The organism is Novosphingobium sp., from assembly GCF_036820275.1.
Classification (GTDB): Bacteria; Pseudomonadota; Alphaproteobacteria; order Sphingomonadales; family Sphingomonadaceae; genus Novosphingobium.
Genome location: NZ_DAISLT010000008.1, coordinates 1 through 14781, shown reverse-complemented (window position 1 = coordinate 14781; position 14781 = coordinate 1). Strand labels below are relative to the sequence as shown.

General features: G+C 63.6%; 10 protein-coding genes and 1 pseudogene. 8 read left to right on the top strand and 3 right to left on the bottom strand.

The features are described from left to right. Positions 1-309, top strand: a pseudogene (locus V7066_RS08415) (amidohydrolase); the annotation flags it as partial. A gap of 242 nt (positions 310-551) precedes the next feature. Here V7066_RS08415 and rpoD read toward each other — a convergent pair. Both rpoD and V7066_RS08405 read right to left on the bottom strand, forming a co-directional pair. Further along, a complete protein-coding gene (gene rpoD, locus V7066_RS08410; RefSeq protein WP_334182611.1) occupies positions 552-2579 on the bottom strand; it encodes an RNA polymerase sigma factor RpoD in 2028 nt (675 codons plus the stop codon). Positions 2580-3128: 549 nt separating this feature from the next. Beyond that, complete coding sequence (locus V7066_RS08405) at positions 3129-3803, bottom strand: cold-shock protein (protein WP_334182610.1); 675 nt, start codon at positions 3801-3803, stop codon at positions 3129-3131. Between the two features lie 425 nt (positions 3804-4228). Between V7066_RS08405 and V7066_RS08400 the strand changes: the two genes are divergently transcribed. From V7066_RS08400 to V7066_RS08370, 7 genes are all read left to right on the top strand, one after another. Then, the gene (locus V7066_RS08400) at positions 4229-5707 is read left to right on the top strand and encodes a carboxylesterase/lipase family protein (RefSeq protein ID WP_334182609.1); all 1479 of its coding nucleotides are present in this window, start codon (positions 4229-4231) and stop codon (positions 5705-5707) included. A 10-nt stretch (positions 5708-5717) separates the two neighbouring features. Continuing rightward, positions 5718-6479 carry an SDR family NAD(P)-dependent oxidoreductase gene (locus V7066_RS08395; protein WP_334182608.1) on the top strand — a complete coding sequence of 254 codons (762 nt, stop codon included), beginning with the start codon at positions 5718-5720 and terminating at the stop codon, positions 6477-6479. 164 nt (positions 6480-6643) lie between these two features. After that, positions 6644-8773 (top strand): TonB-dependent receptor, encoded by a 2130-nt coding sequence (locus tag V7066_RS08390; RefSeq protein WP_334182607.1) that lies wholly within the window; start codon positions 6644-6646, stop codon positions 8771-8773. Between the two features lie 4 nt (positions 8774-8777). Beyond that, positions 8778-10187, top strand: a complete 1410-nt coding sequence (locus V7066_RS08385; protein WP_334182606.1) for an FAD-binding oxidoreductase — start codon at positions 8778-8780, stop codon at positions 10185-10187. A 95-nt stretch (positions 10188-10282) separates the two neighbouring features. Beyond that, positions 10283-11593, top strand: a complete 1311-nt coding sequence (locus V7066_RS08380; RefSeq protein WP_334182605.1) for an MFS transporter — start codon at positions 10283-10285, stop codon at positions 11591-11593. 56 nt (positions 11594-11649) lie between these two features. After that, positions 11650-12459 (top strand): helix-turn-helix domain-containing protein, encoded by an 810-nt coding sequence (locus V7066_RS08375; RefSeq protein ID WP_334182604.1) that lies wholly within the window; start codon positions 11650-11652, stop codon positions 12457-12459. Continuing rightward, positions 12456-13166: a FadR/GntR family transcriptional regulator gene (locus tag V7066_RS08370; RefSeq protein WP_334182603.1), complete on the top strand. Its 711-nt coding sequence runs from the start codon at positions 12456-12458 to the stop codon at positions 13164-13166. Before V7066_RS08375 ends, V7066_RS08370 begins: the two co-directional genes overlap by 4 nt. A gap of 991 nt (positions 13167-14157) precedes the next feature. On the opposite strand, the gene V7066_RS08365 is transcribed toward V7066_RS08370, so the two are convergent. Further along, positions 14158-14526: a MarR family winged helix-turn-helix transcriptional regulator gene (locus V7066_RS08365; RefSeq protein ID WP_334182602.1), complete on the bottom strand. Its 369-nt coding sequence runs from the start codon at positions 14524-14526 to the stop codon at positions 14158-14160. Between the last annotated feature and the right edge of the window lie 255 nt (positions 14527-14781).

Genomic DNA, 14781 nt, shown 5'->3' with positions numbered 1-14781 from the left:
GCCCACAAGGGCACCGTCGTCGGCGCCAAGGCGGTGGCGATGACCATCCTCGACCTGATGACCACGCCGCAGCTTATCAGCGAGGCCAAGACCTGGATGAAGGACGTCCAGCTCAAAGACCAGAAGTACGATCCGCTGATCGCCCCTACCGACATGCCCGCGATCGACCGCAATGCGCGCACGATGGCGCAGATCCGGCCTTCGATGCAGGGCCAATATTACGATCCCAAGAAGTACGATTCCTACCTGCAACAGCTTGGCGTCGATTACGAAGCCGCGGGTCGCGAAACTTCAGGCGCGGGGGGCTAAGCCCAAGGCGCCGCCGGCCGGAGCGATCAACACCCTGACGAGACTGGAACTGCTCCGGCCGGTCTCTTTATTCGGATTGCTTCGGTAGCGATGACCTGCCGGAAAAGGCAGCGCCCCGCTCTCCAGGGAGAAGAGCGGGGCGCCTGTCGTTCGTCGAGAAGTGCCCGAGGCGGGAATGGCCGAAGGTCCGCTTGATGAGGATTGCGCGTATTATGCAAACCCCATCGAGCGATACGCTATGCTCAATCCAGAAACGCGCGCATGATCCGAGACCGGCTCGGATGCTTCAGCTTGCGCAGCGCCTTCGCCTCGATCTGACGGATACGTTCGCGGGTGACCGAGAACTGCTGGCCGACTTCCTCAAGCGTGTGGTCGGTATGCATGCCGATCCCGAAGCGCATGCGCAGCACGCGTTCCTCACGCGGGGTGAGCGACGATAGCGTCCGGGTAATCATTTCCTTGAGGTTCGCCTGGATCGCCGCGTCCACCGGGATGACCGCGTTTGCATCCTGAATGAAGTCGCCCAGGCTGCTGTCTTCCTCGTCGCCGATCGGCGTTTCGAGCGAGATCGGCTCCTTGGCGATCTTGAGAACCCGCTTCACCTTTTCGAGCGGCATCGACAGACGCTCGGCCATTTCTTCCGGCGTCGGCTCGCGGCCGTTCTCGTGGAGGAACTGGCGGCTGGTGCGGACCAGCTTGTTGATCGTCTCGATCATGTGGACCGGGATGCGGATCGTGCGGGCCTGATCGGCGATCGAGCGGGTGATCGCCTGACGGATCCACCAGGTGGCATACGTCGAGAACTTGTAGCCGCGGCGGTACTCGAACTTGTCGACCGCCTTCATCAGGCCGATGTTGCCTTCCTGGATGAGATCCAGGAACTGCAGGCCGCGGTTCAGGTACTTCTTGGCGAGCGAGATCACCAGACGCAGGTTCGCCTCGACCATTTCCTTCTTGGCGATGCGCGCCTCGCGCTCGCCCTTCTGGACCATGTTGACGATGCGGCGGAACTCGGCAAGCTGCATGCCGGTGGCGGCGGCGATGTCCGAGACTTCGAGGCGGATGCGCTCGACCCCATTGGCCTCCGCTTCCGCAAAGGCGGCCCACTTCTTGTCCTTCCTGGCCACGTCAGACAGCCAGGTGTCGTCCAGTTCGCGGCCCGTGTAGGCATCAAGGAAGTCGGCACGCTTGACCTTGTGACGCTCTGCCAGGCGCAGCATCTGGCCGCCAAGAGCGGTCAGGCGACGGTTGAAGGCGTAGAGGTTGTCGACGAGGTATTCGATCTTCGTCGCGTGGAACTTCACCGATTCGACTTGCGCGGTCAGTTCCTCGCGCAGCGAATGGTACTGGTCTTCCTTGGCGGCGGGGAAATCGATGCCGAGCGCCAGCGCTTCGAGGCGCTCCGACTGGAGGCGTTCGAAAGTCTGGAACAGCTCGGTGATGAGCAGGAACTTCTCAAGCGCTTCAGGTTTGAGGGCCGCTTCCATCTGGGCGAGGCTGAGGGTGTTGTCCTCTTCCTCTTCCTCGGCCTGACGCTTGGGGATCGGGTTGCCGTCCTCGTCGACTTCCTCGGAGTTGTCCTCGTCCGAATCATCGTCGTCCTTGAACGAGGGACCGGCGGTCTTTTCGCTGATCTCGCCGTTGTCGTCGCTCTCGCCGTCCTCATTGAGGCTTTCGGGCGCAGGCTCCTTGGTCAGCATGGCGTCGAGATCGAGGATCTCGCGCAGCTGCATCTCGCCGTTGTTGAGCGCCTCGGACCACTGGATGATGGCGTGGAAAGTGATCGGGCTCTCGCAGAGGCCCAGGATCATCATGTCGCGGCCGGCTTCGATCCGCTTGGAAATGGCCGCTTCACCCTCGCGGCTGAGCATCTCGGCTGCGCCCATTTCGCGCAGATAGAGACGTACCGGATCGTCGCTACGCCCAAGGTCCGCAGTTTTGCCGTCAGCAGCGCGCCGACGAGTGCCTTCGCCGCGCTCGGCGAACTCGGTCTCTCCGTCGTTATCCTCTTCGGAATCCTGATCCGAGTCGGATTCGACGGCTTCGTCCTCGTCTTCGTTCTCGACGATTCGGACGCCCATCTCCGAGATCGCGGCCATGACGTCCTCGATCTGATCGGTCGTCATCTGATCCTGAGGCAGCGCAGCGTTCAGCTCGCTGACCGATATCACGCCGAGGCGCTTGGCCTTCGCGATCAATCGCTTGATCGAACCTCGGTCATTGTCGATCAGCGGTGCGTCGTCGTCCGCGCTGTGATCGTCGTTGTTCATTCGTTAGCCTTTATCGGATTCGCCTCTGCCGCAGTGATCGCTTCACCGGGACGGAGACGGGTGTCTGAAAATGCCTTGCCTGACAAGGTTCCAAAGCGCTAGCCGTGTTGTCCGGTGAATTTGTCTTTGCTGCCGGGCGGCGGCTGTGCCGAACTCCGGCTCCACTGGGTCGCAGTTGAAACACTCGATATCCACGATATCCGGTGAGGCGGGATCACCTGATATTTTGATTGTGGCCCGCAATTACAAGTAGGCGCCGCGACGGGTGAGGCACATTGCGCCCGATTTTCATGTACCATTTTCTCGGCGTCGACTTCGGAACCGCTGCGCGGTGCCGGATGATCTGCGCCAGGGATGCGGTGAATCTGCGATATCGGGCCTGAGATATCAGGGAAACGATGCCTTCACGCTCCAGCGCCGAGTAATCTACAATCTCTTTCTTGGCGGCTTTCAACCGTCAGGACGAGATCGATCGAGGAGCATTGCGCGCAGTTCGGTCCGCATGAGGGCAGGGCCCTGGTCCGCGAAGGCGAACCAGGGCCGGAAATCTCAACGCTGGACCAGATTGACCGCGGAAGACTTGCCGCGACGATCGATTTCGATTTCGAATTCGATCTGGTCGCCTTCGTACAGGCCGGACAGGCCCGAACGCTCGACAGCGCTGATGTGCACGAACGCGTCGGGCTGGCCGTCTTCGCGCGTGATGAAGCCGAAGCCCTTGGTCGCGTTGAAGAACTTCACGGTGCCGTTGGTGCGTTCGCCGGTCGACTGGCGCTGGGCAGGTGCAGACTCGCGGCGCGTGGCAACGATGACTTCGCCGACGATCGACAGGTTGGTAGCCGAAACCTTGCCGCCACGATCGACGAGCTGGAACGCAAGCTGCTGGCCTTCGGCAAGCGTCGTAAGGCCCGCGTCCTGCACGGCGCTGATGTGCACGAACGCATCGTCGCCACCATCTTCGCGCTGGATAAAGCCGAAGCCCTTATCCGGGTTGAAGAACTTCACCACGCCGCTTCCCTCGCCGATAACCTGAGCGGGGGCGCCGCCGCCACGCGGGCCGCCAAAGCCACCGCGCGAGCTGCCGCCGAATCGATCGTTACCGCCGAATCGATCGTTACCACCGAATCGGTCGTTTCCGCCGAATCGATCATTTCCTCCGCCAAAACGGTCGTTGCCGCCGAATCTGTCACGGCCGTTACCGCGATTTCCTCTGTCAAAAGACATGAATAAAAACGTACCTTCACTGCGCTCGGAGAATTTTACCCGTACGCATGAACGCAGCACGCAGGGTGTCTGGACAGTCAATCTGATTTGACATGGCAGACCCCCTTATACCTCATAAAAATGGCATGTCCAAAGGTGGTTGTATCCGGAGCGGTTTGTGAGCATTACGGTAGGAAACGGTGTTCGGTACGAAATCGCCACATCGGACCCGCTGGTGCGGACGGATTTTTCCGAAATCTCAGAAATATCGAGGCCGCCGATGAGCGGGCCTGCCTGATCCTGATGGACTGGCTCCGTCGCCGGTAACGGCGGGCCGAAAGGCAATCGATTTGCGCCGATCTGCACAGCGAAAGCCGCTGGGATGTGCACCCCAAACCGTTATTCTCGCGTTGGAAATCGCGAACGGCGAAAGGGAGTGCGCAAGGGTGATCGTCCGGACGACTGCGGGAATGATAAGGGGCGCCGTCGAAGGCGAAGTCGTCCGGTTCAGGGGCGTTCCCTATGCCGCGCCGCCGGTAGGCCCGGCTCGATTTGCCAGGGCGCACGATCCCGCGCCGTGGGACGGCCTTCGCGATGCCCTCGACCCCGGCCCGAACGCACCCCAGCGGGTCAAGGCGATCCCCGGCCTGGATGTGGCCGCACTGGTGGGCGAGGGCTGGCGACAGGGTGACGATTACCTGACGCTCGATGTCTGCATGCCGAATGGAGACGATGACAGGCACCGGCCGGTCATGGTGTTTATCCACGGCGGCGGCTTCGTGCTCGGCAGCAAGGATGCGTCGGTGCAGGACGGCAGCAGCTTCGCGCGCGACGGGATCGTCTTCATCGCGATCAACTACCGCCTCGGCGTCGAGGGTTTCCTGCCGATTCCGGGCATTCCAACCAATCTCGGCCTGCGCGACATTCTTTTCGCGCTCGACTGGGTACAGCGCAATGCCTCAGCGTTCGGAGGCGATCCGGGCAATGTCACTGTCTTCGGCGAGTCCGCCGGGGGCATGGCCATTGCCGATCTGATCGCCTCGCCATTGGCCAAAGGCCTGTTCCGGCGCGCCATCGTCCAGAGCGGGCATGGCCGCATGACGCGCGACATCGACGTGGCGCAAAGGCTGGTCCGCAAGCTGGCAAAAATCTTGCGGATCACCCCGGACGAAGCGGGCTATCGCAGCATCGAGCCGGGCCAGATCCTGCTCGACGGCGCTGAGAAAGTCAGCCAGCCCTCGACCCGGCTGGACTTGCGCGATGCCGAGGGACACGAGCCGGTCTTCGGCATCAGCCGCTTCGTGCCGGTCCACGGCGACGACGTCCTGCCGATGAAGCCGCTCGATGCACTGAAGGCAGGCGCGGGCGCGGAAATCGACCTGCTGATCGGCACCAATGCCGAGGAGATGAACCTCTACTTCGTGCCGACCGGCCTGCGTGAGAAGATCGGGCGGCTGCTGGCGACTTATGTGTTCCACCGCGTTCACCCGCAGGCGCGCAAGCTGCTCAAGGCCTATGGCATGGGCAGGAAGGGCGTGAAGCCCGGTCATGCCTTTACCGATGCCGCGCACGATCTCGTATTCCGCTGGCCTGCCCGGCGTTTTGCCGAAGAGCATCGGGGGCGCGCGCATATGTACGAGTTCGAATGGCGTTCTCCCCTGTTCGGCGGGCTGGGCGCCGCCCATGCCATGGAACTGCCTTTCGTGTTCGACACTCTGGCGAGCACGACCGGTCCGGAGGGACTTTGCGGGGAAGCGCCGCCGCAGGAACTGGCCGACCGGGTCCACCGCATCTGGGTGGACTTCGCCCGCGACGGCAGTCTGCCGTGGCGCGAATTCACTCGCGAGCATCGCGCCGTGTACCAGCTTGAACGCGGCGAAACGATCGAGGAGCCCCCGTTCCCGATCGCTCCGTTCCTGCCCTGAAGGACGTCTCATGTATCTGGACCGATTGAAACTGGACGGCCGCCGCGCGCTGGTCACCGGCGGCGCGAGCGGCATCGGCCTTGCCTGCGTCGAGGCTCTGGCCGAGTTGGGCGCCCATGTGGTCATCGCCGACTTGTCCGAGGCCGCGATAGAGCGCGCCCGCGCCGCAATGGGCAACAAGGGCTATGCCTGCGACGGGCGCATCATGGATGTCACGGATTCCGGGCGCGTCACGGAAGTCGCCGACGAGCTTGGGGCGATCGACATTCTGGTGAACAACGCCGGGATCGCCCGCAGCGAGACCCCGGCCGAAGAGGTGGCCGATGAGCACTGGCTCAACGTCATCGACGTGAATCTCAACGGCACGTTCTGGTGCGCCCGCGCCTTCGGGCGCCACATGCTGGTGGCCGGGCGCGGCAGCGTGGTCAACGTGGGGTCGATGAGCGGCTTCATCGTCAACCGGCCCCAGGCGCAGAGCTACTACAATGCCTCCAAGGCGGCGGTTCACCAGCTCACCCGCAGTCTTGCGGCGGAATGGGCGGACCGGGGCGTGCGGGTGAATGCCGTCGCGCCCACCTATATCCGCACCCCGCTCAACGAATTCGCGGACAAGCAGGGTGAGATGTACCGGCGCTGGATCGATTCCACGCCGATGGGGCGCCTTGGCGAAGTGGAGGAAGTGGCCTCGGTGGTCGCCTTCCTCGCCTCCGACGCGGCGAGCCTGATGACCGGCAGCATCGTGCTCGCCGATGGCGGCTACACCTGCTGGTGAGCGGCCTGGGTAGGTTCCCTTATGCCGATCGGCCAACTGTTTGCGCCGATCGGCATATTCGAAGGACTCCTCAAGGACCTTTCAGATAGGTTAGACCTGTCTTATAGGTTGATTGGCCGACTTGCCAGGCACTGACCTCGGCGAGCGGTAGCGAGGGAGGATCTATGGATCTCAGGATTTGCCTGTCTGTCGGAGCGTCTTTGCTGGCTTTGACCGCGTCTCCGGTACTGGCGCAGGATGCCGCATCGCAGAAGGCTCCGGCCGCTGCGTCGGACGCCAGTTCACCGGAAATCGTCGTGACCGCCCGCAAGCGCACCGAGACGCTGCTCGACGTTCCCGTGGCCGTGACCGCCGTTTCAGGCGACACCCTGGCCAAGCGCAACATCAATTCGGTACGCGAAGCCGCCGTGCTCACGCCGGGCCTCAACATCAGCAGCGACGGGGCCGGGCGCGCCTTCGTGTCGATCCGCGGCGTCGGCGTCACCCTGGTCCAGTCGGTCCAGCCTGGCGTCGGGCTGTTCGTGGACGGCATCTATCGCCCCAATACCGCCTATCTCAACAATCCGTTGCTCGACGTCGAGCGGATCGAAGTGCTGCGCGGGCCGCAGGGCACGCTCTACGGCAAGAACACGCTGGGCGGCGCCATCAACGTCATCACCCGCCAGCCGGGCAACGAATTCGAAGCGCGCGGGCAGGCGAGCTATGCCGGGCCGGACGATTCCTGGCTGGTATCGGGTTCGGTCTCCGCGCCGATCGTCACCGACAAGCTGGCCGTCCGCGTCGGCGCCTCGCACCGGCAGCAGGACGGCTTCATCAACAACACCACGATCGGCGGCAAGTCGAACAAGTTCAACACGGACTCGGTGAGCGCCACGATCCGCGCGACGCCCACCGAGGACCTGACGGTGGTGGTCAACGGCTACTACGATTGGGTGAAGGGCACCAATGTCCCTTATGCCCGCGTCACCGGCCCCACCGATTATGCGCGCACCAACCAGTTCAACACGCTGGGCACCACGACCTACAAGTACCGCGGCGTCAACGCCAAGGTCGAAAGTCCGATCGAGGCGATCAATACGACGGTCACGCTCCAGGCCGCCTACGATGCGCGCAACAGCAGCGCGCCGGATACCGACGGCGACTTCGGCCCGCTCAACATCGTGCGGCAGTCCTCCAGCGACAGCCTGCGCACCAAGACCGTGGAACTGCGCTTCGACACCAAGCTGAGCGACCAGCTCTCCACGCTGTTCGGCCTGTTCTACAGCCGTGAGAGCACGCGGTCGAACCAGTCGACGCTGATCGTCCCCTTCAATCTCACCAACAACAACAGCAACCGCACCAAGGCCGACACTTATGCGGCATTCGGCACGGTATTCTGGAAGCCCAACCCGGATTGGGAAGTGGCCCTGGGCTTGCGCTACGATCACGAGGACCGTTCCGCGAGCGGCGCGATCAATGCGGGGGCCGCAGGCAGCGTCGGCCTCAAGTCCAACCAGGTCGAGCCGCGTCTCTCGGTCACGCGGCACTGGACGCCGGAACTGATGACTTATGCCTCGGTGGCACGCGGCTATCGCGGCGGCGGGTTCAACGCGGTGACAGCGCCGGTTCGCAAGTACAAGGGCGACTCCGCCTGGACCTATGAAGTGGGCACCAAGTACGTTTCCGCCGACCGTAGCTTCACCCTTTCGGGCGATGTCTTCTACAACGATTACAAGAACTACATCGGCCTCAATTCCATCGCCCCGTCCTCGACCGGCGGTCTCGTCACCGTCGATCTCAATTCGGGCGACGTCGAGAGCTACGGCGCCGAGCTGGAATTCAGCTACAGGCCGGTCGAGCAATGGACGCTCTCGGGCGGCGCCACGTACATGCATGCGCGCCTGACCGACTCCTCGCAGTACACCGCCGTCACCGGCCGTACGCTGGCGACCGACCGCCTGACCTTCCAGCCGGACTGGATGTTCAACCTCTCCAGCGATTATGTCGTGCCGTTCGGGTCGGACAGCCTGACGTTCAACGCCAGCGTCAACGGCAAGGGCAGCCGCTCCGCCGCCAGCCTCAACCAGACGACGCCGACGATCCTCAAGAGCTACGTCCTGTTCAACGGCTCCATCACCTACCGCATGGAAAACGGCATCGAGCTGTCGGTCTTCGGCACCAACCTGTTCAACAAGAAGTATTTCGACTCCTATATCGAGAAGACCACCCTGGCGCTGGCAGGGCTGCCGGCATCGGACCTGGGCATCATCGGCGACTTGCGGCGCTACGGCGTGCGCGCGAGCTTCCGGTTCTGATCCGATGGGCGCGTCTCCTCCCCCACCGCCCCGCAAGCCCCTGCCGAAGGGCTTCCTCGAAGACTTGCGCACCGCTTTCGGCGAATGCCTGGCGACGGGCGAGGCCGTCCGCAGCCAGCACGGGCAGAGCGAGGCCCATTTCGAGACCGTTCTTCCCGACGCCGTTGTCTTCGCCCGTTCGACCGACGATGTCGTCCTACTGGTCAAGCTTTGCGCCGACGCCGGGGTGCCGATCGTGGCCTATGGCGCGGGGACTTCGATCGAGGGCAATGCCTTGCCGGTCTGCGGCGGCGTCACCGTCGATCTAAGCCAGATGGACGCGATCCTCGCCGTCAATGCCGAGGATTTCGATTGTACGGTTCAGGCCGGGGTACGGCGCGAGCAGCTCAACGAGCACTTGCGCGACCAGGGCCTGTTCTTTCCGATCGATCCCGGCGCCAATGCCACGATCGGCGGCATGGCGGCGACGCGGGCCTCCGGCACCAATGCCGTGCGCTACGGCACGATGCGCGAGGCGATCCTGTCGCTGCGCGTGGTCACGCCGGACGGGCGCGACATCCGCACCTCGCGGCGGGCTCGCAAGTCGGCGGCGGGCTACGACCTCACCCGGCTGATGATCGGCAGCGAAGGCACGCTGGGGATCATCACCGAGATCACCCTGCGTCTCCATGCCATTCCCGAGGCGATCTCCTCGGCGGTGTGCAGCTTCGAAACGCTGGAAGGGGCGGTCGATACCGTCGTCCAGTCGATCCAGCTCGGCGTGCCGCTGGCGCGGGTGGAGATCCTCGACGATGTGCAGATGAAGGCCGTCAACCGCTGGTCGAAACTGGACTATCCGGAACTGACCACGCTGTTCTTCGAATTTCACGGGTCGAGCCGCTATGTCGAGGAGCAGGTCGAGACCGTGCGCGAGATCGCCGACATGAACGGCGGCAGCGCGTTCCGCTGGTCGAACCTGCCGGAAGAACGCTCGAAGCTCTGGAAAGCCCGGCACGAGGCCTATTACGCGGCGGTCAACTTGCGCCCCGGCGCGGTCGGCTGGGCAACCGACGTCTGCGTGCCGATCAGTCGCCTGGCCGAATGCATCACCGAGACCAAGCGCGACCTTCAGGCTTCGAGCGTGCCGGGCACGATCCTGGGGCACGTCGGGGACGGCAACTTCCACGTCGTGTTCTCGATGGACCCCGATGCGCCCGAAGAGATGGAGGAAGTCGAGGCCATCAATGCCCGGCTGGTCGAGCGGGCGCTGGCGATGGACGGCACTTGCACCGGCGAGCACGGCATCGGCCTCGGCAAACAGGACTGGCTTCTCGCGGAGCTGGGTGATGCGGTGGAGATGATGCGCCTCATCAAGCGCGCGCTCGATCCGCAGGACTTGTTCAATCCGGGCAAGATCTTCGCGTTTTCCGCCTGAAAGCGCGCATGAAATGTTCCGCCGGGTGGGGCGGAACCGCCCGGTCGTCTCTGGTACCCCCCAAGGCGACCGGGCGTCCTATCGGGATCGCACGCATGACCAGCCTTACTCTCGAAATCTCTCCTCCGGCACTCTCGTTCCGTCACCGGCTGCTGCCGCTGCTCATCCTCGCGCTCGCCATGGCAGGTGGGTTCACGATGATGGGCTCGTTCAGCATGGTGCAGGAAGGCGCCAAGGCGGAAATGGGGCTCAGCGACTATGCGCTCGGCCTGGTGCAGGGCGTGTCGGCCGCCGTGCCGCTGGTGGTCTTCTCGATCCCCATCGGCATTCTCGTCGACCGCCGCAACCGGGTGCGGCTGCTGCTCCTGCTCGGGCTGGTCTGGACCGCCGGCACCCTGCTGACCGCCTTCGCGCAGAACCTGCCGGTGCTGTTCCTGGCGCGGATGATGGCGGGCATCGGCACGACCGGGGCCCTGACTTGCGCGCTTTCGTTGACCGCCGATCTCTGCGCGCCCGAACAGCGGGGGCGGGCCATGCTGGTGGTGACGCTCGGCAAGTGCCTGGGGCAGGCCGGCGCCTTCGCGCTGGCGGGATGGCTGCTGGGCGCAATGATCCATGCCCCCGTCGCCTTCACTTACGGCCTCTCGCCGTGGCGCGGAACCCATGTCCTGCTCGCCGCGATCAGCCTCTGCCTGATCCTGCCGCTGCTTGTTCTGCGCGAGCCGGAGCGCCGCGAAGTGGAAGCGAGCATCCACGCGCCGTTCCGGGTTGTCGTTCACGAACTCTGGGCAAGGCGTGCCTTCCTGATCCCGCTTTTCATCGGGCAAGTCAGCGTGGTCATGGCCGATGCCGCCGCGAGCATCTGGGCCTCTCCGGTGCTGTCGCGCAGCTATGGCCTGGCGCCGGAAGCTTTTGCGGGATGGATGGGCGCGCTGATCTTCTCGACCGGAGTTCTCGGGTCGATCCTTGGCGGGCTGGCGGCCGACCTTGGCCAGAAAACCGGACGCCGGGGCGGTTTGCTGATCGGCGCCGTGCTGGCGGCGGCGGGTGGTGTGCCGGCGGCGCTGTTCCCGATCGCGCCAAGCGTGCCGCTGTTCGCCGCCGCAGTGGGCCTGCTGATGTTCTGCGGAACGATCACCGGGCTGGTGACGTCTGTGGCCCTGACGGTGCTGATCCCGAACGAACTGCGCGGCCTGTGCATCGGAGCCTTCATCGCGCTTGCCGGGCTGGTCGGCTTCGGCGTGGCGCCTTCGCTTGTCGCCTGGGTGAGCGGCGTGCTCGGCGGCGAGACACATCTCGGGCAGGGGCTGGCGATTGTTGGAACGGCAGTGGGTGTGGTGTCGGTGATGGCGTTCTTCCAGGCCATGCGTCGGGCACCGCTCTCGGCTACGGCGGAACCTATCTGATAGCTCTTGCGAAAGCTGTCAGATAGGTTATTTTGCACGCAGGAGAGGAGGGGGACATGAACAACGAATCCCCGATGACCGCGATCGAAGTGTCGCCCGAAATGATCAGCCTGATCGGCGAGGGTCCTTTACCTTCGTTCGATCCGCCGCCCGCGCCGATGGCTTTCGTCATGACTTTCGGATCGGCCGGTGTTCCGGCGACTTTGCGCTATCTCGCCGCACCGGATCGAACGAGCCTCGATGAGGTGCTCGGTGCCGACCGTGAGGAGCGGGTGATCCTGCTCGTCTCGGCCGAGGCTTGCAGGCGCATACTCGGCGATGCGCCGCTGCCCGGCGACGGTACGATCCATCACCTCTCCGCCGCTCTGTTGACCATTGCTCTGGCCATCCGCGACTGCGACCTGCCGGAGATGGCCCGCACCCCCTATCGCCTTGCCAAGAGCATCGAACTGCTTTGCGAGATCCTGCGCGTGCAAGGGCAGGGCGGACTTGTGTCCCTCAGCCAGGACCGCGTGCTCTCCAGCACCGACAGGCGCCGGTTGCTCGCCGCACGTCGGATCATCGACGAGCGCTGGTCGGAAAAGCTGACGCTCGACATGATCGCGCGCGGGGCGGGCCTCAACCGTGCCAAGCTCACGCGCGGATTTCGCGAACTGTTCGATTGCAGCGTCGCCGATGCCATCGCCGAACAGCGCTTGAGTGAGGCAGGGCAGATGCTGCTTTCCACCGATCTGCCGGTCTCGTCGATCGGCTACCGCTGCGGCTATCTCAACAATGCCAGCTTCGCCCGCGCCTTCGCCCGCAAGTTCGGACAGGCGCCGACCCATTACCGCGCCCATTATCGCACGGGGAGATTGGCGGCGTGACCACAAGAATGACGGAAGGCGCCGGTTCGCTGGTCGAGCAGGCGGTCCAGGCCGTGCGCGGCCATATCCGTTCGAACGATCTGAAAGTAGGCGACACGCTTCCCGGCGAGGGGCAGTTCGCCGCCGACCTAGGGGTCAGTCGTGCGGTCATGCGCGAGGCATTTGGCGCGCTTGCGGCGTTGCGCCTGATCGACGTTGGCAACGGCCGCCGCCCGCGCGTGGGGGCGATCGACGGTTCGGTGATCGGCACGTCGCTCGACCATGCCGTGGCCACGTCGCAGATCAGCGTGGCCGAAGTCTGGGACGTGCGCCGCACCGTCGAAGTCCGCATCGCCGCTCTCGCGGCCGAGAAGCGCAGCGACCTTCAGGCCGGGCAGATTCTGGCGCTTGCCGAATCCATGGCCCGGGCGGAGGGCGATATGGTGCAGATCACTGCTTTCGATACCGCTTTCCATCAGATCATCGCTGCGGCCTCGGGCAACTTCCTGTTCAGCCAGATCGTGCGCTCGTTCGAGCCGCAGATGGAATTCGCCGTGCCCCGTGCCTGGGAGACCCGCCAGACCGATGACGAGAAGGCGGCGATCCTCGCTATCCATCGCCGTATCGCCCAGTCCATCGCCGACCGCGATCCCCAAGAGGCGGCCGCTGCCATGACCGCTCATTTCGACGCCTCGATCGGCGACCTGCTGCTGCACGCCAGGGGCTGAGGGCAAGCTGATCACGGGCTCCATGCCTCAGCGATCCACGATCGTGTGCAACCGTCGCTTTGTTCGAAATGGGCTGACGGAACGCGCGTCGTGGCATGAAAAACCGCGACTGTGCTGTGCTGTGGGAAGGGGCACGGCAAGGAACGTGCGTTCGCTACCTGATAGAGAAATATGCTGGCTGGGGCGGCAGGATTCGAACCTGCGAATGCCGGTACCAAAATCCGAGCAACGCAGCCGATCCCGATTAATCAGGCAGCCGAAAGTCTCTACAATAGAGACAGTTAAGATATACGGGCCATCGGAAAAATCGCCAACTGAAAAATCGCGATACAAATCATGATACATCGAAAGCTATTTGGCAGGTGAAGGAAATTTCCTTGCCGATGTTGTGACTTGTAGGGCAGGCAAGGTCACGTGAAGTGAACGGGCCCATCTGCCGATTTCTGGTTTCGGGGCGGCACGCGCGAGGTTGGTCTGGATCAACCAAAACGTTGATCCAATTGCGTGTAGGCGCTTTGATAGGATTTATTGACGAGCACTGAAGGGTCGGCTGCGAGGGCAGGGCTGAGACTTCGCGCTTGGTCCGCTTTGAAGCGCCGAAGTGGCGATAGCGGACTCTGGAAGGGCGATACCGTATGGTCCATCGGCGCGGACAGAGCCGACCTTTGCGGCTCTGAGCGGCTTCCTCGGAACCCGCCGCTCGTTCATGGACCGCCGGGCGCCGCGATATCCATTTTCGAAGGTCGTCGAGTTTTCGCTGACCGGCGTCGATTAGCGGCTTTTTCCATTGCGCAGCTATGTGACAAACTTAACCACCTTCCCGGTTCGCGGGCGTCAAGCGAGAGCTCCAATCGCTACAGCGCGAGGCTTTCAAAGGTGTTCGTCGCCCCGGTTCCCAAGCTCTCCAGCGGCCGGTTCAATATGATCGAGACGACATGGAGTAATCTAAAGTTCGACCGTAACCGCTTCTGTTCTAGCGGAGCTGTTCCCGTCAGGCCGGGCGCCTCGCTTCGGAGGTGAGTAATCCATCGAGCCGTTCCAGCGCATCCAAGATCATCGCCTGCTCCCAGGGGGCAAGGCCGGCGTAGCCCTGACTGAAGCGCATCTGAAGTGGAAACGGCGAGGCCTTCAGTTTTTCCCAGCCAAGTTCGGTGACCTCCAGCATGACCTGCCGCTTGTCGGAAAGGCCCCGCGTGCGCGTCACGAGCTGCGCCGCCACTAGGCGATCGACGATATTCGTGATGGTCGCCTGACCAAATCCCAAGGTACTCGCGACGGCGCTCGGCGTGATCGTCTCATGGCCTCCGATCTGCCGCAGCACGAGTGCCTGCGAGGACGTCAGGCCCGTCGCGGCGGCCATTTTCCGGTTCTCCAACTCGGCCGCATCAAGGTGCGTTCACGATCAGCATGAAACGTTCCTTTGCCGGAAGCGAACAATGGTAGCCTGGCGGGATGAACGGTGCCTGATCGCTGTCGGCCTGTATGGACCTGGCAATTGTCTGAAGCCGGCAATAGCCGTGCCCTGCCTTTCGAACCTCCAGCTTGGCCCGCTGCTATCCCGTCTTCGGGAGGAAGCGCTGCGACAGTCCGTGGTAGAGCTTTTCCTTGCAGACGA